Here is a 21325-nt window from a genome sequence, read left to right as displayed (position 1 = left end):
GACGATTGTCGCGTCACGGTGTCGCCCCGATAGCTCAGTGGTAGAGCACTTCCATGGTAAGGAAGGGGTCGTCAGTTCAATCCTGACTCGGGGCTCGTCTCTTGTGCAGGTGATGCGCGGAGGTGGCGGCGGGGTAGCTCAGGTGGTTAGAGCACACGGCTCATAATCGTGGTGTCGCGGGTTCAAGTCCCGCCCCCGCTACTGGCCCCGGAATCTCGCCATTCCGGGGCCATCTCGGGCCCGTGCTCGGCTTCTGTTCCAGAAAATGCTATGTTCCATGTTATGCGGAACAGCACTGGTTACGGAACGAGCGATCTGATCGACCGCTTCATGAAGTACCTGCGCACGGTGACGCCTTCTGGCACTCGCAACCACATCGAACCTCCGTTGTTGCCCAGCGACAGTGGGTGGGATGCGCGCATACGCTGGATCATCGCGACTCAGCCTGTAGAGCTGGGTGTTGAGGTGAAGCTCTCGGCGGGCGTCATCGAAGTCGATCAACTCCCCATCCCCGGGCCGGGCGTCACTCCCGTGCTGATTGCTCCGTTCATCCCTGCCCGCAAGCAGCAATTGCTCGAGCAGGCGGGCTGGTCGTATTGGGATACCACGGGAAACGTGATGATTCGACACGCGGGGCCAGTCGTCTTTGTCCGGCAGCAAGGAGCGATGAAGGATCCGCTGCCGGATGTCAAGCCGGTGGCGCGGTTGCGATCCTTGAAAGGGCAGGCGGCGTCGGAGGTCATGGTTGGTCTCTTGGCGAACGGGGGTCAAGCCGGATCAATCAGGGACTTTGCACGGCAGAACAATCTGCCGGTATCAACGGTGAGCCGTGTCGTGTCACTGTTGAGGGAGGAGAACTATCTGCAGCCGACCGGAGGTGGCCCGATCGTGATCGCCGACCGGCTGGCCGCCGCGCAGCGTTGGGCAGAGGACTACAGCTTCGGGAAGACCTTCAACGCCAAACGATACTTCTCGCTTTCCGGGCCAGAGCTTGCTCTGCAGCGCATCACTGGAGCGGCTGTCCCATACGCCATTACCGGCGTCAGGACCGCACGTGAATGGCTGCGCGACCGCGGGCGCATTGCGAGCCTGCCGGCAACCGAACTTTGGATCTATACGACGGATCTGGCTGCTCTTCAACGAGCAGCAGATCTCGCCCCTGACCGGCGCGATGGAAACATCCGCGTCGCTGAGTGCGAGTTCCTCAACCGCGGCGAGCACACGCGAACGGCCGACGGACTGCGTTACGTCACCCCATGGCGAGCTGTCGGCGACTTGCTGTCGGCGACTGGCCGCCTTGCCGGCGTCGGCGAAGACCTCGCGCGGGACCTGATCGAAGATCAGGGGATGTCCAATGGTTGACCCCAATGTCGCACCGGAATACGTTGCCGCCCGGCACGCGCTGTTGGATGTTCTCGAAGTGCTCCACGAACAGCGTGCCGGTCTGATTCTCGTCGGAGCCCAAGCGGTCTACTTGCACGCTCCGGCCGATCAAGCCAGGCAGCCGACCTACACCACCGATGGTGACCTCGCCATTGATCCGGACCTGCTAACTGAGCGTCCGGACATCGGGGAAACTCTTCTCGCGGCGGGATACCAAGCTCACAGCAACCCAGGTACCTTCTTCGCGCCGAACGGCATCGAGATCGACCTTATGGTTCCCGCCGGAGTTTTGCCTCCATCCTCGCGACGGACCGCGCCGTTGCGTGGGCCGAGCCCCGCCACTGCCCGGCGAACTGCGGGCCTTGAGCTCGCCCTACTCGATGCTTCCCCAATGCAGATCACAGCCCTCAATCCAGCCGACAACCGAACGATTACGCTGCGTGTCGCGGGTCCCGCTGCTCTGGTTGTGGCGAAACTGATCAAGCTCGCGGAGCGACTTGCCGGGCATAGGCGCGATCGGGTGATCTCCAAAGACGCCGGTGACTTTCTCCGCCTCCTGCGCTATTGCGATGCTGAAGCCATTGGTTATTGTCTCCGTGAGCTGAGCGGCAAAGCTGTCGGCTCCCACGTTATTGAGTCGGCGACTGATTTCCTTCGCGATGATCTTTCCTCCCGCAACCCGAAACTGATTCGGCTCGCGGTCGATGATTTGGAAGGGATCGAACCTGCGGCCCAAGTCGAGACGGCGTTTCGTGTGCTGGCCGCCCGCATGCTCGCGGCCGATGACGCCGGCAATGGACGCCAACGTGGTTGACGGCGTTGAATAAGCGGCAAAGGAACTCTGGCCGGCGGTCTGCTTTCGGGAATCACTGCGGAAGGGTGCCCACCAAATTGGACGCATATTGGGCACAGCCGGGTGAATTCGCCCGTCGTTCAGCATTGCTCAGATCAGTCAAGATGGTTGATTTTACGCGGAATCTTGACTCGCTGAACGCCCCACGTTGAGCCCAATACGAGCACACGGCTCATAATCGTGGCATCGCGGGTGGTTGAGTCTCGCCCCCGTTACTGGCCCCGGAATCTCGCAATTCCGGGCCTTCTTCATGTCTTCGAATCGGCCAAGGTTGGCAACCGGTGGAGGATCGCTGATTTTCAATCCGCGATTAACGCGCCCGGCGACGCGCGATCACGATCGCGACGACGATCAGCACCAAACCGACGACGAGCACTATGGGTCCAACGGTCGCCCACAACGAGGAGCCGCTCATCGCCGACCCGCGCACAACGTTGAGTCCCTGCAGGGTCCACACCAACCCGACAGCGCCGAGGATGACGCCAGGGACAAGAAACGGCCAGATGCGCTTCACGCCTCCGACCCTACTTCCGTTATGTCGGTAATGCTGGCCTCAATGTCAGAGGATCGTTGATGATTTGTCAACGTCCATCAGGACTGCCCGTGGCAGGCCAGTTCGTGCTCCTGTCGGAGGTTGTTTCCCGAGCCAGTCGGCGGTGCACACTAAGCGCATGTGCATTGTCGGTAGTCTGGTAGGACTAGCTGGTGCGCGGGCGATTGTTCGCGTCTATGTCGGCACGACTTGCTAACCAGCGCACCACGCGCGCTCGACGCTCGGTGGCAGCTGTGTCCGCTCCGCTCGTATTGAAATGTGTAGGTGAAGTTTGTGAGCGAAGGCGACACGCGTGCGTCGAAGAGACCCACTGTCAAGCAGGTCGCGCATGCTGCTGGTGTCTCTGTTGCAACTGTTTCCTACGTGCTTTCCGGTCGGCGCGGTAGAAGCAGCGGTGTGTCAGAAGGTACGCGTTTGCGTGTGACCGACGCGGCCGCCGAATTGGGCTATCGACCAAATCGCACAGCCAGAGCGATGCGGACCGGTCGGACCGGTGTGATCCAGTTGGCATTGCACATGTTGAGCGATCCGTGGTCAATCGCTATTGCCGAGCGGGTCACCCGGTTCGCAAGCGAGCGTGGCTTCAGCACGTTCATCCTGCCGGACTATGACTGGCGCAGCGCACTTGAACGTGTCGAATGCGACGCTGCATATTTGGCGGTTGATACCGACTTCACCTTGAGTGACGAGCGAAGAGCGCTGGCCCGGTTCGCGCAAACGGGCCCGCGGCTGATCGTGTACAACGGCGTTCTCGAGCCCGATGGTTACGACGTCATCCGATTCCATGACACTGCTGCCGCGACAATTGCGATGCGTCATCTTCTTGAGTCGCACACCCAGATCGCTTGCCTCGCGAAGGTGCAGAGTCGGGCTGGCACAGTGGGGCCCCGCGTTCTCGCGTACCGAGCGGAGCTCGTGCGTGCTGGCATCACAGCATTGCCGCAACACATGGGCTGGTATTCAGGAACGGTAGCGAGCTCATTTGCCGCGGCCGTTGAACTGCTGTCGACGAGCCCGCGCCCAACAGCCGTTTACGCAGAAACGGACTTCGCCGGTATTGCTGCCATCCATGCAGCCCATTTCTTGGGACTGAGTGTTCCCGCCGACGTTGCAATCATCGGGACAGGCAACGCACCGGACTCGGAAGACGTCGTTCCCAGCTTGTCCTCCGTCGGTTCCGCTGCTTTCGCGGATCGACTGGCTGAGATGCTGATTGCTCGAGCGAGTGGTGCGGATAGCTCGGAGGGGCACCTCGTTGAGCTGCAGCTGTCACTTTTCCATCGGAATTCGTCTTAAGTTGACGGCGAAGTACTCGATCTGCTTGTATACAACGTGTAGTTAATCGTTTAGCACATCGGGTAAACCGCAATCGATCAAAGGAGATTCAATGCAGCGACGTTCAATCCGCGCACTTGCAGCGGGCGTGGCAGTGCTCACACTCGGGATGTTCGGCCTGACCGCGTGCTCGGGCGCGCCGGCTTCCTCGGCTTCGACGGAAAAAATCACGCTCACGTACGGCATCTGGGACAAAAATCAGGAGCCGGCGATGAAGCAGATGGTCGCCGCTTTCGAGAAGCAGAATCCGAACATCACCATCGACATCCAGCTGACGGCGAATGCTGACTATTGGACAAAGCTTCAGACTGCGGCATCGGCGGGCAGTGCGCCTGACGTCTTCTGGATGAACGGACCCAATTTTCAGCTTTACGCCTCGAATGGGCAATTGGCCCCACTTGATAATGTCAAAAAGAGCGACTATCCCAGCAACCTCATCGACCTGTACACGTACGACAACAAGTTGTATGGGGCTCCGAAGGACTTCGACACGGTCGGCGTCTGGTACAACAAGAAGCTGTTCGACGCGGCGGGTGTTGCGTACCCCAAGGCCGGCTGGACGTGGGACGAATTCACCGCCGACGCCAAAGCGTTGACCAACAAGACAACTGGAACGTTCGGAGTCGCGGCACCGCCGTACGGCCAGGAGAACTACTACGACACCGTGGCTCAGGCCGGCGGATACATCATCAGCAAGGACGGGAAGAAGTCCGGGTATGACAACCCGAAAACCATTGAGGGAGTCAAGTTCTGGCTGGATCTGGTCAAAGACGGGGCGTCCCCGAGCCTCCAGCAGATGACAGACACCTATTCCGCCGATCTGTTCACTTCGGGCAAAATCGCGATGTACTGGGCCGGATCCTGGAACCCTGGCGCGTTCGCGAAGTCGTCGATCGCGGCGGATATCAACGTGGCGCCGTTGCCGCAGGGTCCGACAGGCAACCAGTCCATCATCCACGGCCTGGCGAACGTGGTCTCAGCAAAGAGTGCACACCTCGACGCTGCGAAGAAATTCGCGGCATTCGCCAGCGGCAAGACGGCGGCAGACTTCATGGCGAAGTCGGGGGCGGTCATCCCCGCCTTTAACGGGACGCAGACGTTGTGGGTCAAGTCCCTCCCGAATTATGATCTGCAGTCATATATCAATGAGGTAAAGACCGCGGTTCCGTTCCCCATCTCCCGGAACACGGCGGCGTGGAACGCCGACGAAACTGCAATCTTCTCAAAGGTATGGTCTGGCTCCCTTGATCTGGACGCCGGAATGAAGCAACTGGCGGCCTTGATGAACGCCGCTCTCGCGAAGGAATAGCGGCGCGAGAATGTCATCGACTATGACACGGGCGCGGGTGCCGGGGAAGACCCCGGCGCCCGCGGTCCGCCGCAGTGGCCTACGGGACTCGCCATGGTGGGCGCTTTTATTCGTCGGCCCAACGGCCATCGGGCTCGCAGCCTTCTACTTTTGGCCGATCATCCGCACCGCGTATTTGTCTCTGACTAAGAGCGGCGCTTTCGGCGGGGAGACCTGGATAGGGTTTGCGAACTTCGCGGAGCTTTTCACCACTCCGGAGATGATCGGTGCTGGAATCAACACGGCCGTGTACGCGGCCGTGGCACTCATCGGCATTCCGGTGGCGATTGTGATCGCCAGCCTGCTCAACACGCCCGGCCTGAAAGGCCGCGGGGTCTACCGTGTGCTCTACTTCGTCCCGGTCGTCACGATGCCGGCCGCTATCGCTCTCGTGTGGGCATTCATCTACAACGGTGACTATGGCATTCTGAACCAGACACTTCGCCTGGTCGGAATCCAGGGAACGAGTTGGATCTCCAACCCGTCGACCGCCCTGGTTGCCGTTGCAGTTGTCGGCATCTGGTCAACTCTCGGCACAAACATCGTCATCTTCGTTGCCGGCCTGCAGGGTATCCCGCCTTCACTCTACGAGGCGGCGAGTCTGGACGGCGCCGGACCGATTCGACGATTCTTCTCCGTCACGTTGCCCCTGCTCAGCCCGAGCGTGTTCTTCGTGACAGTCATCACAATGATCGCTTCACTGCAGGTTTTCGACCTGCTCTATGTGATGATCCCCGCGCTCAGTCCCGCTCACCAGGCAACGACGACAATTGTCACTCTCTTCTACAACGTGGGTTTCGTCAACAACGAGCGCGGGCTGGCGGCCGCAATCGCGATCGTTCTCATGATTGTGATTCTCATCCTCACCGCCGTTCAGTTCCGACTTCAGCGAAAGTGGGTGCACTACGATGTCTGAGTCGACGATGTCGCGACCGCGACCTCGAACACGTGCGCAAGCCAATGGCTCGTCGCCTTCCGTCGGTCGTCCGGCGCCTCGGACGAAGCGGTGGCGCGACCGGCAGCCGTGGGTCGTCCACGCGATTCTGATTTGCGGCGTTGTGGCAGTGATCTTCCCATTCGCCTGGGAACTTCTCACAGCGTTCAAAACATTTGACGGGGCGCACGCTGTCCCGGCTCAAATCGTTCCTAATCCATGGGACTTCGGCAACTTCGCAGAGGCCATCAGCACGCTCCCATTCCTGTCGATGTTGACCAACTCGGTCGTTCTCACTCTCGGCCGGGTTCTAGGGCAAGTCGTCTTGTGCACCATGGCCGGCTATGCCTTCGCGAGACTCCGATTCAGATGGCGGACTCCGATATTCTTGGCATTTCTGTCGGTCCTGATGGTCCCATCGCAACTCTTCCTCCTTCCGCAATTCGAAATCATTCAACGACTCGGGTGGATGAACACTCTGGCTGCGTTGATCGTGCCGGGAATGTTCAGCGCGTTCGGCTGCTTCCTGATGCGTCAGTTCTTCATGACGATTCCGACCGAACTAGAAGAGGCGGCTCGAGTCGACGGTGCGAACGCTTGGCAGATCTTCTACAAAGTCATGCTCCCGCTCGCGAAGCCGGGCATCGTCGCACTCGCCGTGTTCACCGCACTGTGGTCATGGAACGACTTGCTCTGGCCGTTAGTCGTCACCACCGACCCCGCCAAGGAGCCGCTCACGGTCGGCATCGCTCAACTCATCGGCATCCACATGACCAACTACCCGGTGCTGATGGCGGCGGCGGTGTTGGCCAGCCTGCCCATGCTCGTCACATTTGCCATCCTTCAGCGCCAATTCATTCAGGGAATCGCGCTGTCGGGAACGAAAGGATAGAAACACTGTGCCAGTAGGAACTGTGCCACTACGAATTGGAATCGCCGGCTTCGGAGCGCGAGCGTCGCTATGGCGCGAAGTATCCCGACCACGCAATGCGGCCGTAATCGCGGCAGTCTGGGATCCGGCCGAGCGCGCGCAGAAAGGCGCTGCCGAGGCGATTCCCGGCGTGAAAATCGCGCGATCCCTCGATGATTTGCTCGACTCTCAGCTCGATGCCGTGATGGTGCTCTCGCCTGACTTCACCCACGCAGAGGTAGCCATCGCCGCATTACGCGCCGGTGTGCCGGTTTTCTGCGAGAAGCCGCTGGCGACCACCGCAGACGACGCCGACCGCATCCTTGAGGTTGCTCGTGAGACGGGCACGCGTCTGTACGTTGGACACAACATGCGGCATCTTCCCATGGTGCGCATGATGCGCGACATCATCCGCTCCGGCCGGATCGGCGAGGTGAAGGCAATCTGGTGCCGCCACTTCGTAGGCCACGGCGGTGACTTCTATTTCAAGGACTGGCACGCTGACCGGACAAAGTCGACTGGGCTGCTCCTGCAGAAGGGTGCTCACGATCTGGACGTGATCCACTGGCTTGCCGACTCGCGCACCGCTTCGGTGGTCGGGATGGGGGGTCTGACCGTCTACGGCGATATCACCGATCGCAGGGACCGCTCCGAGGAACGCATGGATGAGTGGATCAGCCATGACAACTGGCCGCCTCTGTCGCAGACGGGCCTGAACCCCGTGGTGGATGTCGAGGACATCTCGATGGTGCTGATGCACCTGCAGAATGGTGTCTACGCCAGCTATCAGCAGTGCCACTTCACTCCCGACTACTGGCGTAATTACACGGTAATCGGAACCGAGGGCCGCATGGAGAACTTTGGAGACGGGGAGGGAGGGACCATCAAGCTCTGGACCAAGCGAGGCGACTTTCGCGAGGCGGATGACACCATCGTCATTCCCGCCGCGGAAGGCACACACGGCGGCGCGGATACTTTGCTGATCGCAGAATTCCTGAAATTCGTGAGAGACGGTGGCAAAACCGAAACGTCGCCCGTCGCAGCGCGTGACGCGGTCGCAACCGGAGAGGCCGCGACGATTTCGTTGCGCAACGACGGATGCACGGTGGACATCCCAGCCGCGTCGCCGGAGGTTCGGCAATACTTTGAATTGCAGCCGTAGTCACCCGTGACATCCGCTTTTATGTTGTCTGAGGGTGTCCATTCGATGCGGACGTCGGCGGGAGCGATCGAAAGGTCGTGCCGTTGAGGGTGAATGCGGTCGGCGCAACGTCGGTGCGGGTCACCGAGCTCGGACTCGGGACCGCGCAACTCGGCGATCTCTATGCAACGCTTGACCAGTACGTAGCGAACGAAATCGTCGACGAAGCATGGCGGGCCGGGATTCGATATTTCGACACCGCGCCGTTCTACGGCTTGGGCTTGGCCGAACAGAGGCTTGGATTGGCCCTGGCAGACAGGCAGCGCAGTGATTACACGCTCAGTTCGAAGGTCGGGCGAGTGATTAACGAGAACAGCGGCACGACCAGGTGGTGTTGGGACTTCAGCGAAACAGGCGTTCAGCGCTCGATCCGAGAGAGCCTGGACAGACTACGCAACGACCACCTGGACATCGTGCTCATCCACGACCCGCAAGACAATCTTGATCAGGCCATCGCGGAAGCATACCCTGCACTGCGATCACTCCGTGACCGAGGCGCGATCGGTGCGATCGGGGTCGGCACGGGAGATGTGGCAGCGCTCACACGTTTCGTGCGTGAGTGCGAGTTGGACGTCATCATGCTCGCCGGACGCTACACACTCCTTGACCGGAGTGCGAGTACCGCGCTACTGCCACTGTGCGCCGATCGAGGCGTTTCGATCCTTAATGTGGGCGTGTTCAATAGCGGGCTGCTCGCGACGGATGCGCCTGCCGACGGTGCTCGCTACGAATATCAAACGGCGTCGCGATCGCTGGTGCGCAGTGCGCAGTGCATTGCCCGCGTCGCACGCGCACATGGAATGACCCTGCCAGAAGCAGCGCTGCGGTTTGCGGCTTCGGACGGACAGATCGCATCCGTTGTCGTGGGAGCCGACGGTCCTGAGCAAATCCGCGCCAACGCGGCTTTGCTCGATCAGCAGGTCGTCCGACACAGCGAATGGGACGAGTTCGTCGCACACTGCGATGCCTTTGTCGCAGATTGACTTTGCCGCAGATTGCGTTTGTCTCAGATTGACTTCGTGCTATGGCTGCTGTGCACTCTATCGATTCGATCGGGCTGCTATTCGGCGAACGACTGCAGACTGGCGGGATACTCGAGACCACCTTGCAGCGCGATTCCTGGCCCTGTCGGTGCTTGAACATGGCCGGTCTCGTCGACGTATTGTCCGCGCGCCACATGGGTCGCAGTGACCAGCGACTCGAAATACGTCGTGTTCGAAATTGCCATGCAGAGATGCTGAGCCGGCAGGTCCGCCCCATGGACTTCAGCGCGAACACGGTAGGCGTCGGCGAGGTGCGCCGTGCGCATTGCGCCGGTAACCCCGCCGCGAAGGCCGGTGCTGGCTCGCACTCCGAAGGTGGCGGCGCCTGCCGCGATGAAATCACCAGAGTTCATGTGTGCTCCATCTGAGGTCTCCGCCACCAGCAGGGGAACCTGAACAGCGGCGGCCAGCCGCCTATATGCGCTGACGCTGAATTCCCGCATCGGCTCCTCGTACCAGAGGTAACCCGCTTCGCTCAAGGCGTGACCGACATAGATAGAATCAGGCAAGTCGAAACCGGCGGAGCCGTCATACATGAGTGGAATGCCGTCGCCGACATGGGAGCGCAGCGCAAGCACGAGTCCAGCGTCGCGGCGAGCGTCACCCCACGCGTGAAGCTTGATGCCGTGGTAACCGAGCGCGAGACATTGATCCGCAACGTCAAGGAACTCCTCAATTGAGGCGAATGTCGAAGTCGACGCATATGCAGGAATCGAGGTCCGGAAACCGCCGAGTACTTGCCAGACCGGCTGACCATAGATGCGACCGGCCATGTCCCAGAGGGCGATATCAGCTAGCCCGAACGCGGGCAACGGCAACTCGTGAATGCGATCGAGTTCCCACAGGCGGTGCCACAGCCACTCGCGTTGCAACGGATCTTGCCCGACCAATTCTGGTCGCAACACCCGCTCGACGAGGTCTTCGAGTATCGCTGCACCTCCTGGACGTGCAAATAGTGCGACTCCGACGGCACCCTCATCGGTGCCGATACGCAGCACTGCGCCCTCCGCTGCCGGTCCGCTGCCAGCCAGGCCATCTCTCCAGCGGAATGCCGGTTCGGCAGCCGGGACACGAACGGGAACAGACTCTACGTGTGTGATTCTCATGATCGCTTTCTTCGTTCACGTTGATTCTTGCAGGACTGCCGGCTGCGCAACTCAGCCCGCGCGCATTACGACAGGAGCCAGCGGCAAACCGCCTGCAGCTTCATCGATTCGAATGAGTTCATTCCATTTGGCGGTGCGTTCGCCACGGGTGATCGACCCGACTTTGACGATGTCGGCCGACCATCCGGTCGCAAGGTGCGCGACCGACACGTCCTCGGTTTCACCCGAACGAGCCGAGACGATGACACTCAAGCCATTCTCTCGTGCGGATGCAACCGCGGATTGCGCCCCGGTCACCGTGCCAACCTGGTTGACTTTGATCAGTACGGAATCGACTTCGCGAGCTGACGCGGCAGCGCGTATCCGGGTCGCGTCGGTCACGAGGTAGTCGTCGCCGACGACGACCGCGGCCTGACCGGCAACCGCGAGTCTCATTCCCGGCGAGTCATCCTCGCCAGCCGGATCCTCGAGGGTGATCACGGGGTAGGAGCGGCAGATCGTCATCAGTTTTTCGATCCAGGCCGCGGTGGAGTATGCGGTGTCGCTGACACGATATTCGCCGCGGGAGTGAAATTGGCTGGCCGCGATGTCGAGCGAAATACCCACGTCGACTCCCGGAATCAGCCCGGCGCCCTCGATTCCTGAGACCAGCACGTCGAGCGCGTCCTCCGTGTTCGTGACGTCTGGCCAATACCCGCCCTCATCCGCCACCCCGTGCCTCGGGCCGCGTGTCGACATGATCTCACCCACCGACCGGTACACCTCGGCCACGCACGTCAGCGCATCCGAGATCGAGGTCGCAGACAGCGGGTAGACCATGAAGTCTTGCACGGCCGTTCGGTGCGCGGCATGAGCTCCGCCGCCGAGAATCTGTATTTGCGGGCGGGGCAGGTTGGTGGGGGACGGGTTCAGCAGTTGCCAGGTGGGGATGCCCCGAACGCTCGCAGCGGTGTGGAGTGCCGCCAGCGACGTCGCCGTTGTCGTGTTTCCGCCGAGATTCGCGCGGCTGGGGTCGTCATCGAGTCGGTCGAGAATACGGTCGATCCCCTGCTGATCCGCCACATCATGCCCGATGAGCGCGGGTGCGATTCTCGAGTGCACGAGGCTCACCGCCCGTGACACCCCTTTTCCGCCGAGCCGGTCGCCGCCGTCGCGCAATTCGATCGCTTCGCGGCGGCCGGTGGATGCCCCGGCCGGTGCAATCCCTCTTCCGCGGGCGCCGCTTGTTGTCTCAATCTCGACTTCGACGGTGGGAATCCCACGCGAATCCCAGACGGACCGGCCGCGGACCGATGCAATCGTGTCGCTCATGAGTTCGCTCCCGTTTCTTGGTCCAGCAGTTCCCAGACCGGGTCCCCGGACCGCAGCGCCTCCACTGCAATCGCCTTTATTTTCGCCCGCTCGGCGTGATCGAGGTACTCGACCGGCGACGCACCCGCAACCCTGGCCAGCAGCAATGCCGGAAGAATTCTCATGATCCGAGCATGCGTGTCGGCAGGCGGCTCCCAGGTCACCTCATTGAGGTATGCGCGTTCGAACCGCTGCGAGGCTTCGCGAAACTCCAGCCGATGCGGCGCCAGATGGACTTCCTTCAGCGCGAGGTGAGTCAGGCAGAACGCGGCGTCGAATGCGGGATCGCCCCAGGTTGCGCACTCCGCGTCGATGATGATCGGGCGCGTCCCCACCAAAATGTTCTTCGGGCTCAGATCGCCATGCACGAGCGCGAGTTGTGTCGTGCGCAGCCCGTCGACGACATCCGCGATCGCGTGCGCCGACTCCGGCACGGCGTCTGCCGTGCGCAGCAGGTAAGGTTCGATGCGCAGCGACTCGAAGAGTTCTTGGTTGGCGAACCTATTCGCCAGGCCCGGCTTGCGCGTGCTCGAAGCGTGAATCTGTCCGAGAAGTCGCCCGACCGTTTCAGCAGTTCCGGGGTTGACCTCGCCCGCCATCAATACGCTTTTCCAGTTGCGGTACTCATCCGGCTCAAGGTATTCGAGCGCGATCGCGAACGTGACGGCATCGGTGGCGAGCACCCGCGGGGTGCACCCCGGCACCGCCGTGCCGACATACTCGAGCCAGGCTGCTTCGGATGCGCCACGGCCCACCGGTGCGCGCCAATCGGCGGCGACCTTCAGCTGCTCCCGCGCACGCTTGAGCACGAACTTCTCGGCACCACGGCGCACGAGCCAGATGTCAGAAGACACGCCGCCGGAAAGGGGCTCGATGCGCACCGGTTCACCGGGTGCGATCAAGCCGATATGTTCCAGCAGTGCCGTCGCCTCTTCGCCTACCGCTGAGGCCGCCGCGTGTGCGAGTTCTGATTCAGTCACTGGCCCGCCGCCGGGTGACCGTATGCTGCCTGCTCCAGGCCGCGGATATAGCCGATTGCGAAGAGCCGCCCAAGCGTTTCGTATCCTGGCCGGTCGTTCGACTCGCCCTCGAGCGTCGGCACGTGGTCTGGCCGCATCGCGCCCTCGAATCCGATGTCATGGTAGGCGCGCATGCACTCCGGCATGTCCGTTTGGCCCGCATCGTGGAACGTCTCCCGGAATTGCTCGACGGTGCCCTTCACATCGCGGAAATGCACGAATGGGATCTTGCCGGTTCCGAACTCGCGGATGAGCTCGGGAATCGAAATGGTTCCGTCGAGAACATCGGACATGAGCGCGAAGTTGCCTTGGCAGAAGGTGATTCCGTTGTAGTCGGACGGCACGAGATTCACCAGTCGTCTGAATCCGTCCACAGAACTCATGATTCGCGGTATGCCCCGGTCGAGCTGCTGAGGTGGGTCATCCGGATGCATGGCCAGGCGAACGCCGGCCTTCTCTGCCTCAGGAACCACGGCCTTCAGGAAGTACTCCAGTGCCTCCCACATCTGGTCCGCCGAAACCTCTCCTGGTTCGATCAGTTGCGGGCCCGACTGTGCGATGGAGCGGGTATAGCCAGTAACAAGAGCACCGCCGCGATCGGGCAAGGCGGTGTCGGTGCGCCCCCAACTGCTCAGCGCCATCCAGTTGTACGCCATTGTTGGAATGCCGAGCGCCCCGAGGGCGTGGATCTGCTCGATGAACTGATCGATCTGTTCGTCGCGGCCGTCAAGGCCCATGCGGATCCGGTCCATCGGGGCGGTGTCCTCGGTTGCGACGAGCCTGAACCCCCACCGCTCGTAGATCTCGATATTGTGCTTGAGTGCCGGGATGCTCCACGGCACGTCGTCGCGGTTGTCGGGCTTCCAGCCTTCTTTACCGACCGATGCGAACATCCGCTGGTCTTGTTCTGCACCGTTGAGCACGCCAACCGCGTTGGTCACGCCCGCTTGTCGAATGAGTTTCCACGTTTGTTCCGGCCGGGGTGGCAGGAATTCGCTGAGTTGAATCATGAGTCGATAACCTCCGGTTGTCGCGTCTGTGCCTGTTAGATCTGTGTCTGTTAGATCCGTGTCGCGGGTGGCGCCGGTCAATCCTTGGTCGGCAGCGCAGCTGCGACTCGGGCGAGAAGCCCGCCGTCGACGCGGATTTCAGCCCCGGTGACAAAGCTGGCGCCGTCGCTGGCGAGAAACGAGCACACGTCGCCGATCTCGCGCGGTTGAGCGACCCGGCCGAGGGCGTGCGCGGTACCCCAGTTCGCGATTGTCCGCTCGATTCCTTCTGGCGTGCCGTCCGACCACTTCTTGGCGGAAGTACGCAGCATCGGGGTGTCCACGGAACCCGGCAGCACGGCGTTCACTCGAACGCCATACGCTGCTTCATCGACAGCGAGCGCACGGGACATCGCGTTCAAGGCACCCTTGGTCATGGTGTACCCGACAACGTTGTTTTGGGTCGCGACGCCCTGCACCGATGAGATCACGGTGACCGTGCCGCGATTGGTGCGGATCTGTGTGATCGCCGCCTGGATGGCGAGGAACACTCCGCGAACGTTCACCTGATAGACCCGATCGAACTCTTCCGGAGTGGTCGTCGCGACATCGCCATAAGTCTGAATCCCTGCAGAGGTCACAAGATGGTCGATTCGGCCGAATTCCTTCAGTGCCAGCTCCACGGTCGCGCGATGCGTCGCCTCATCGGCAACGTCGCCGTGGATGCCCACAGCCTTGGCACCAGCGGCCCTGATGCTCGCCACGGCCTCATCCACGTTGCGTGCGGTGTGCCCCTGAATCACCACTGACGCGCCGGCCGCAGCGAAGGCATCCGCGGCGCCCCGCCCAATGCCCGCAGATCCGCCGGTGATGATGACGACGCGCCCCTTGTGTTGACGCCGCTGGTCGAGCATCGTTACTCCTTCAGTTGTTTCTGTGTTGTTCGATCGGTGGGAAGGCAGCGGGGCCCGTTTGTCACAAAACGCCGAAGCGCGCAAATGCTTCCGTTGCACTCATTCCATTGTCGATGGCCTTGCACACGAGGTTCTCTGTGGATGCCTTCTCAAGCGCCGCCTCGATGACCTCCGACTCGATCTCGCGCGGGATAACGAGCACCCCGTCGATGTCGCCGACGATCAGGTCGCCAGGCGTGATGCGCACACCTCCGATCTCGACCGGGACCCGGTAGTCGGCCACAATGGTGCGCACGGATGAGTCCTGTGCGAAGTTGCCCCAGCTGAACACGGGGAAATCCCGAGCGAGCACCTGCACGGTGTCGCGGTGATATCCGTCAAGCACCGCGCCGAGTGCTCCGCGCTGCTGCGAGGTGGCGGTGAGAATTTCACCCCAGATTGCGGACTGGTTTGAAATCCGAGGCGCGAGGTAGATCTCACCGGGCTCAAGCTGATCGAGTGCCTCAGTCAAGAATCCGAATGGCTTCTTTTGTGGACCGTAGACATCGGACACTATGACCGGCATCGCGCGGCCCGCAAGCTTCATCTGGGGGAGCAGCGGACGGATCTCGGGCGGCAGGAACTGCCGGGTGTGACCCATCCCATCCAGGATGTCGCCGATGACGGCCGTGTAGAGCTTCGCGGTGATCAGCCCGAAGAACTCGGAGTCGGATTGCGTGGTCATCGTCCGGGCCTCCGATCGAATCCGGCCGGGCTCAGGCACCGGGCCGAGTGGCGTGATAAGTCGCGTTTCGATTCGCGAGTACAGATTGCTTGCAGCACCGCACACCGTTTCGTCAATGCCAACGAAAAGTTCGTTGGTCGATGCGATTCAATATAGCCACTTGTATACTAGGCTGCAAGTACGTTGTCCGAGAGGGAGTTCATGTCCAGTGCGCGCGGTACCAGAAGTGACGTGGCGATGGCCCCCAGCCGTGCAGACAGTCCTTTTGACCTGGCCCAGGTCATCGGCCTGCCGCCGTTGCGGGAACGTCGAGCGCGGTATCGCGTGTCGGATGCGGTATATGAGCAACTCAGTGAGGCCATCCGGAATCTGCAGCTGCCTCCCGGCACGCCGATCTCAGAGCCGGGCGTCGCGGCATGGTTGGGCGTCAGCCGGTCACCAGTTCGCGAAGCCTTTACCCGGTTGGTGGATTTGGGACTCGTGAACGTTGTCCCACAAGTGGGAAGTCATATCGCGCCCATCTCATTGCGAGAAGTGGAGGAGGCGGTGTTCATCAGAACAGCGCTGGAAACGAGTGCCTTCCAACGCGCGATCCGCGACGAAGACCGCGACACCGACGAGATCCAGCGCCTCGTGACCGAGAATCAGGCGGCGGCTGAACGACATGACCTCGAAGCCTATTTCGACACGGATGAGCGGTTGCACGAAAACGTGTTCGCTCTCGCGGGGTTGCCCCGGCTCTGGCAGGTCGTTCGCGGGACGAAACTGCAGCTCGATCGGCTGCGCCGGCTGCATCTCGAGGCCGCGATTGTCAACCCGGAAATCGGCGCTGAACACCAGATGATCGTCGACGCATTGCGCGACGGGGCTGAATCGAACGGCGTGCGCGTACTGGCGCAGCATGCGACGCGCATTCTGATCGACACGCAAAGGCTCCAAGTCGACAATCCGACGTATTTCGAGGCCTGATCGCCCACGCACCCTATCCACAGAGAGGAACCTCGTGACCGAACGAGTTGACATCGTCGTTTCGCGCCGCGCCGAGTGCGGCGAGGGCCCCTATTGGCACGCCCCAACCAACACCGTGTATTGGGTGGACATTCCCTTGGGTGAGATCCTCAGCACGAATCTCAGCACAGGATTGACGGCTGTGGTGACGTACCCCGAAATGGTCGGCGCGGTCGCGCCGAAGGCATCCGGTGGTGTCGTTGCTGCCGTTGCATCCGGATTCGTCGGCCTGGATGACCTCGGCAAGGTGACGCACCGGGTCGACTGTATTGAAGACGGCATCAGAATGAATGATGCGAAATCCGACCCCGCCGGTCGGTACTGGGCCGGCAGTTGTGCGATGGATTTCCGTGATACTGCCGGCGGCCTGTGGCGACTGGACGAAAACTGGAACGCCGCACTCGTGGTGCCAGGCCTCACCCAACCTAACGGTATGGGCTGGAGCCCGGACGGCTCATTGTTCTACCTGGTCGAGACGCAGGCCAAGCAGATCCTGAGCTTCCCGTTCGAGCCTGGCACCTCGACGCTCGATCCGACGCCAACAGTGCTCGTTGGCCCTGAGAACTTTTCCGGGTATCCTGACGGGCTGGCAGTCGACGCGCGCGGTCATCTCTGGGTTGCCGAGTTCGCTGGGCACGCGATTCGCGAATTCGCACCGGATGGCGAGTTGCTGCGAACGGTCGCGCTGCCAACGGCCCAACCCACGTCGTGCGCGTTCATCGGGCCGCAGTTGGATCAGCTTTGGGTCACGTCTGCTGCAGCGCAGCTCGACTCGGCCGACGACCCTGATGCGGGCTCGGTTTTCGCGATCCACGGTCACGGCACTACCGGACTCGCCGTCTCGATCTTCGGAGGGTAGCCGGTTGTGATCACACTCCGTTCCGACGTCTTCGACGTCACGCTCGCGCCTGAGCGCGGTGCCGACATTGTTCAGGTCTTAGACCGTGCCACCGAGGTGCCTCTGTTCGCTGTCTCACCGACGGGTCAGGTGACCGCCCCGCGGCTGTCGCCAAGTGACTCGATGGTTCAGTGGCTCAACGGCTACCCCGGCGGATGGCAACTGTTGGCACCGAATGCGGGCCCCGAGCGCACTCATGAGGGTGTGAACCAGGGGTACCACGGCGAGGCCGCGCTGGCGGAATGGATCGTTCTTGGGCGCAGCGACACCACGGCCACCCTCGCCACGACTCTGCTCACTGCACCGCTGCGGCTGGAACGGCACGTCGCTCTCGAGGGCCATGAACTCATCGTGACCGACACCGTTACCAATCTCTCGCCCGATCCCACGACAGCCAGACTCGTCCAGCATCCGGCGTTCGGCTCGCCCTTCCTCGATGAACACAGCTACATCGTCGTGAGCGCGGCAACCGTCGTGGCCGACGCCGATGCCCCTGGCAGCCTTGCTGCGATCGACGCGGTCGGAAGACCATCCGATGTCCTCGCCGGTGGCCCTGTGCCGAACAGTATTGCGCTGCCTGGACCGGGCTCTGCGGAATCCCTGTTCGCGGCGTTGACCGATTTTCCAGAAAACGCGACGAACGCGACATTCATGAGCCCGAGTCATGGCTTCGGCATACGGTTGAGCTGGGATCGGACGGTCTACCCGAACGCGTGGCTGTGGATCGAAGCGAACGCAGGACCGGGGTGGCCGTGGTTTCGGCGCATGTATGCGGTTGCGGTCGAGCCGGCGAACGTGCTTCCAGGGGACGGAGCGACGACGGACGGGCGGGAACGTGGCGGGATCGGCGTGCGCCTTGCGGGGGGTGAGTCACTTGTTTCAACGGTTCGGCTCGCTCGCGTTCCGCTCTCCGATACCTAATAGGATTCACCGCCCAACCTGAATCAGAACAAACAGAAGGAAGACCACATGCAATTCGGACGACTCGGCCCGCTTGGCGCAGAGATCCCAGTCGCTTGCGTCGAAGGATCGGTATACGACCTGAGCTCGATCACCCACGACATCGACGGCGCCTTCCTGCGGGATGACCCGGTCGGTATGGCGAGCGGCGCACTTGCGCAGCTGCCTCTGGTCAAGGATGCACAGAGCCGGCGAATCGGGGCCCCGATCGCGCGGCCTGGCGCGATCTATTGCATCGGGATGAACTACGCGGCCCACGCACGAGAAGGTGGATCAGAACCGCCGTCGCAGATTGTTGTCTTCCTCAAACCACCGCATACCGTGGCCGGCCCGCATGACGACTTCATCGCGCCGCGCGGCATGCTCAAACTGGATTGGGAAGTCGAACTGGCGGTCGTGATCGGCAAGCGTGCCTGGCAGCTCGATGGCTCGGCGGATCCGCTTGACTACGTTGCGGGTTACACCATTGCGAACGATCTCTCCGAGCGGCATTGGCAACTCGAGGTCTCGGGTGGGCAGTGGTCGAAGGGCAAGAGCGGGCCCGGCTTCCTGCCGCTCGGCCCGTGGCTGGTCCCCACCGGCGAGGTCGATCCGAGTGATCTTAGGCTCCAGAGCCGCGTGAATGACCAGCCGCGACAGGATTCACGCACATCGGACTTGATCTTCGACGTGCCCACAATTCTGCGGGACCTCAGTCAATTCACCGTGCTGGAAGCAGGCGACGTCGTGCTGACCGGAACACCCGAGGGCGTCGCGCTCTCCGGCCGGTTCCCGTATCTCATTCCGGGCGACGTGATGGAACTCGAAATCGAGCAACTCGGAGCGCAGCACCAGCGCGTGCTGCCAGATAATTAGGAGAGCCGCAACATGGGAAATTTCAGTTCAAAAGTCGCGGTGGTCACCGGCGGCGCGTCGGGTATCGGAAACGCCGTGGTGGCACGCCTGCTCCGAGAGGGTGCGCGAGTCGCCGTGTTCGATCGCGATGAGATTCGGCCCGTTCCTGACGCGTCCGACGCGCTATTCGGCGTGACCGTTGACGTCACAGACCAGCCGGCGATCGTGGACGCTGTCGCTGCGACCGTGCAGCGGTGGGGGAAGATCGACGTGCTGGTCAACAGCGTCGGCGTCGGCGCGGCCGGAACGGTGCTCGAAAACGATGACGTCGAGTGGCGCCGGGTCTTCGATATCAATGTGATGGGGACTGTGCGTGTCATTCGCGAGGTGCTGCCGCACCTGATCGCCGCCCGTCCGTCCTCCGTCGTCACCGTTGCGTCCGCGGTTGCGTTGACCGGCTTCCCGAATCGGGCCTTATACAGCGCCACGAAAGGGGCACTCGTATCGCTCACGCGCGCGATGGCATCCGATCATCTGAAGGATGGCGTTCGATTCAACTCGGTCTGCCCCGGAACAACCGAAACACCGTGGATACAGCGGCTATTGGATGCTGCGGATGACCCCGTCGAGGAGCGCACGCGACTCGAGGCTCGCCAGCCTCATGGTCGACTGGTGTCCGCCGATGAGGTGGCGGACGCGGTCGCCTACCTCGCGAGCCCGCTCGCAGGATCAACGACGGGAGTGACGCTCTCGGTCGATTCCGGGATCGAGTCGCTTTACACCGCGTAGTGGCGCGTGTTTGCGCGCCAGCACCCCCTGAATCAGGCAACGCGCTTCGTCGTTGAGCTTCGTCGCGCCACCCGCCCGCTGCCGCTGATCGGGTTCGTCGGACCCTTCACAACTGCACGGAGCCACGGGAGTCTGGACCACATGTCATACGCTTAGGCTCAAGAATGAACGAATTGGCGCGATTTGAGGAAGCCTGAATGACTGAAGCGACTCAGCACAATCAGGTGCCGTCGGCGGATTCGCCGAGCATTGCGTCGCGATCAGCGTTGCTTCTTCCGCTCCCTCCATTGCAACGGCCGGGCTCGCGGTACCGGATCTCTGACGCCGTATATGCACAACTCAGTGAATCTATTAGGAACTTGGGATTGCCGCCGGGCACACCGATATCAGAGCCGGGCATCGCCGCCCAATTGCAGGTCAGCCGCTCTCCAGTACGCGAGGCATTCACACGATTGGCCGACATGGGGCTGGTGTTGGTGATCCCTCAGGTGGGCAGCTTCATCGCCCCGATCTCCTTGGCCGAGGTTGATGACTCGGTCTTCATCCGCAGCGCGCTCGAGACCAAAGCATTCAAGAGGGCGATCGAGGCGGGAGTGCCCGACACCACAGAAATGCAGAAGTTTGTCGACGCTAACCGCGCGGCGGCCGCTGCTCAAGATTCCGAGGCTTTCTTCGCAACCGACGAACAAGTGCACCAGAGTGTGTTCGTTCTTGCCGGCGTACCCAGACTTTGGGATGTCGTACGTAGCACGAAGCTGCAACTTGACCGCCTCCGACGGCTCAGCCTGCCCGTGTCGATTCGTAACCCAGAGCTCGTCGATGAGCATCAGCGCATCGTCGATGCGCTTCGCACCCGTGATGAGGCTGCCGGTGTCTCGGTCATTGAAAACCATGCAACGCGCATCTTCGCCATGGTCGATGGCTTGAAGGCGGAAAATCCCAGCTACTTTGCACCGTGAGGCGCGGAAATGCGCGTTTGGCCTCTCCACTGAGCCGGAGCTTGGCTAGATATTCTTGGCACATAATTCGATCCGTTCAATCCTCATGCGAACGTCGTTCCCCACGACTGGTTCGGCCGCAAGACCCGGCGCAATCCTTGCGTGCCAACGTGTTGCTGGACGGTGTGTCGTTGCGAGAAGCGTGCACTCGTGCGGCATTGTGGAGGGGCCAGGGC

The 21325-nt window shown here is 61.7% G+C and carries 21 protein-coding genes and 2 tRNA genes; 15 read left to right on the top strand and 8 right to left on the bottom strand.

The genetic code is table 11. The annotated features are described in order from the left end of the window. The first annotated feature begins 23 nt into the window (after positions 1-23). From QU604_RS18780 to QU604_RS18770, 3 genes are all read left to right on the top strand, one after another. A tRNA-Thr gene (locus QU604_RS18780) sits at positions 24-95 on the top strand. A gap of 32 nt (positions 96-127) precedes the next feature. Further along, positions 128-201 (top strand) — tRNA-Met (locus QU604_RS18775). Positions 202-282: 81 nt separating this feature from the next. Then, positions 283-1362: a hypothetical protein gene (locus QU604_RS18770; protein WP_308466127.1), complete on the top strand. Its 1080-nt coding sequence runs from the start codon at positions 283-285 to the stop codon at positions 1360-1362. Positions 1363-1756: 394 nt separating this feature from the next. Here QU604_RS18770 and QU604_RS18765 read toward each other — a convergent pair whose 3' ends face one another. Both QU604_RS18765 and QU604_RS18760 read right to left on the bottom strand, forming a co-directional pair. Then, positions 1757-2323 (bottom strand): hypothetical protein, encoded by a 567-nt coding sequence (locus QU604_RS18765; protein WP_308466126.1) that lies wholly within the window; start codon positions 2321-2323, stop codon positions 1757-1759. A 223-nt stretch (positions 2324-2546) separates the two neighbouring features. Further along, positions 2547-2750, bottom strand: a complete 204-nt coding sequence (locus QU604_RS18760; protein ID WP_308466125.1) for a hypothetical protein — start codon at positions 2748-2750, stop codon at positions 2547-2549. Positions 2751-3053: 303 nt separating this feature from the next. On the opposite strand from QU604_RS18760, the gene QU604_RS18755 reads away from it, so the two are divergent. The 6 genes from QU604_RS18755 (at position 3054) to QU604_RS18730 (ending at position 9500) form a co-directional block, all read left to right on the top strand. After that, positions 3054-4085, top strand: coding sequence for a LacI family DNA-binding transcriptional regulator (locus QU604_RS18755; protein ID WP_308466124.1), 1032 nt, complete (start codon positions 3054-3056; stop codon positions 4083-4085). Between the two features lie 91 nt (positions 4086-4176). Then, on the top strand, positions 4177-5433 hold the full coding sequence (locus QU604_RS18750; protein WP_308466123.1) for an ABC transporter substrate-binding protein: 1257 nt from the start codon (positions 4177-4179) through the stop codon (positions 5431-5433). Between the two features lie 10 nt (positions 5434-5443). Next, a complete protein-coding gene (locus QU604_RS18745; protein WP_308466122.1) occupies positions 5444-6388 on the top strand; it encodes a carbohydrate ABC transporter permease in 945 nt (314 codons plus the stop codon). Then, a complete protein-coding gene (locus QU604_RS18740) occupies positions 6381-7298 on the top strand; it encodes a carbohydrate ABC transporter permease (protein ID WP_308466121.1) in 918 nt (305 codons plus the stop codon). The genes QU604_RS18745 and QU604_RS18740 overlap by 8 nt, the downstream gene beginning before the upstream one ends. Positions 7299-7320: 22 nt before the next feature. Continuing rightward, positions 7321-8478 (top strand): Gfo/Idh/MocA family protein, encoded by a 1158-nt coding sequence (locus QU604_RS18735; protein ID WP_308466120.1) that lies wholly within the window; start codon positions 7321-7323, stop codon positions 8476-8478. 89 nt (positions 8479-8567) lie between these two features. Continuing rightward, entirely contained in the window at positions 8568-9500 is a 933-nt protein-coding gene (locus tag QU604_RS18730) for an aldo/keto reductase (RefSeq protein WP_308468974.1), read from the top strand. Positions 9501-9577: 77 nt separating this feature from the next. Here QU604_RS18730 and QU604_RS18725 read toward each other — a convergent pair whose 3' ends face one another. The 6 genes from QU604_RS18725 to QU604_RS18700 form a co-directional block, all read right to left on the bottom strand. Further along, on the bottom strand, positions 9578-10666 hold the full coding sequence (locus QU604_RS18725) for an enolase C-terminal domain-like protein (RefSeq protein WP_308466119.1): 1089 nt from the start codon (positions 10664-10666) through the stop codon (positions 9578-9580). Between the two features lie 51 nt (positions 10667-10717). After that, entirely contained in the window at positions 10718-11977 is a 1260-nt protein-coding gene (eno, locus tag QU604_RS18720; RefSeq protein WP_308466118.1) for a phosphopyruvate hydratase, read from the bottom strand. Then, positions 11974-12996, bottom strand: coding sequence for a phosphotransferase family protein (locus QU604_RS18715; RefSeq protein WP_308466117.1), 1023 nt, complete (start codon positions 12994-12996; stop codon positions 11974-11976). Before QU604_RS18715 ends, eno begins: the two co-directional genes overlap by 4 nt. Next, on the bottom strand, positions 12993-14045 hold the full coding sequence (locus QU604_RS18710) for a mannonate dehydratase (RefSeq protein WP_308466116.1): 1053 nt from the start codon (positions 14043-14045) through the stop codon (positions 12993-12995). The genes QU604_RS18715 and QU604_RS18710 overlap by 4 nt, the downstream gene beginning before the upstream one ends. Positions 14046-14122: 77 nt before the next feature. Continuing rightward, positions 14123-14938 carry an SDR family NAD(P)-dependent oxidoreductase gene (locus tag QU604_RS18705; protein ID WP_308466114.1) on the bottom strand — a complete coding sequence of 272 codons (816 nt, stop codon included), beginning with the start codon at positions 14936-14938 and terminating at the stop codon, positions 14123-14125. A gap of 61 nt (positions 14939-14999) precedes the next feature. Continuing rightward, complete coding sequence (locus QU604_RS18700; protein WP_308466113.1) at positions 15000-15662, bottom strand: RraA family protein; 663 nt, start codon at positions 15660-15662, stop codon at positions 15000-15002. Positions 15663-15863: 201 nt separating this feature from the next. On the opposite strand from QU604_RS18700, the gene QU604_RS18695 reads away from it, so the two are divergent. From QU604_RS18695 to QU604_RS18670, 6 genes are all read left to right on the top strand, one after another. Next, positions 15864-16631, top strand: a complete 768-nt coding sequence (locus QU604_RS18695) for a GntR family transcriptional regulator (RefSeq protein ID WP_308466112.1) — start codon at positions 15864-15866, stop codon at positions 16629-16631. Between the two features lie 34 nt (positions 16632-16665). Continuing rightward, positions 16666-17529, top strand: a complete 864-nt coding sequence (locus tag QU604_RS18690; protein WP_308466111.1) for an SMP-30/gluconolactonase/LRE family protein — start codon at positions 16666-16668, stop codon at positions 17527-17529. Between the two features lie 6 nt (positions 17530-17535). Beyond that, positions 17536-18489 carry a DUF4432 family protein gene (locus QU604_RS18685; RefSeq protein WP_308466110.1) on the top strand — a complete coding sequence of 318 codons (954 nt, stop codon included), beginning with the start codon at positions 17536-17538 and terminating at the stop codon, positions 18487-18489. A gap of 48 nt (positions 18490-18537) precedes the next feature. Then, positions 18538-19383: a fumarylacetoacetate hydrolase family protein gene (locus tag QU604_RS18680; RefSeq protein ID WP_308466109.1), complete on the top strand. Its 846-nt coding sequence runs from the start codon at positions 18538-18540 to the stop codon at positions 19381-19383. A gap of 12 nt (positions 19384-19395) precedes the next feature. Further along, positions 19396-20151: an SDR family NAD(P)-dependent oxidoreductase gene (locus QU604_RS18675; protein ID WP_308466108.1), complete on the top strand. Its 756-nt coding sequence runs from the start codon at positions 19396-19398 to the stop codon at positions 20149-20151. A 197-nt stretch (positions 20152-20348) separates the two neighbouring features. Next, positions 20349-21110, top strand: a complete 762-nt coding sequence (locus tag QU604_RS18670; protein ID WP_308466107.1) for a GntR family transcriptional regulator — start codon at positions 20349-20351, stop codon at positions 21108-21110. The last annotated feature ends 215 nt before the right edge of the window (positions 21111-21325 follow it).

Origin of the sequence: Rathayibacter sp. SW19 (assembly GCF_030866825.1) — a bacterium.
GTDB classification, from domain to species: domain Bacteria; phylum Actinomycetota; class Actinomycetes; order Actinomycetales; family Microbacteriaceae; genus Rathayibacter_A; species Rathayibacter_A soli.
This window is presented reverse-complemented; position numbering and strand designations above follow the sequence as displayed.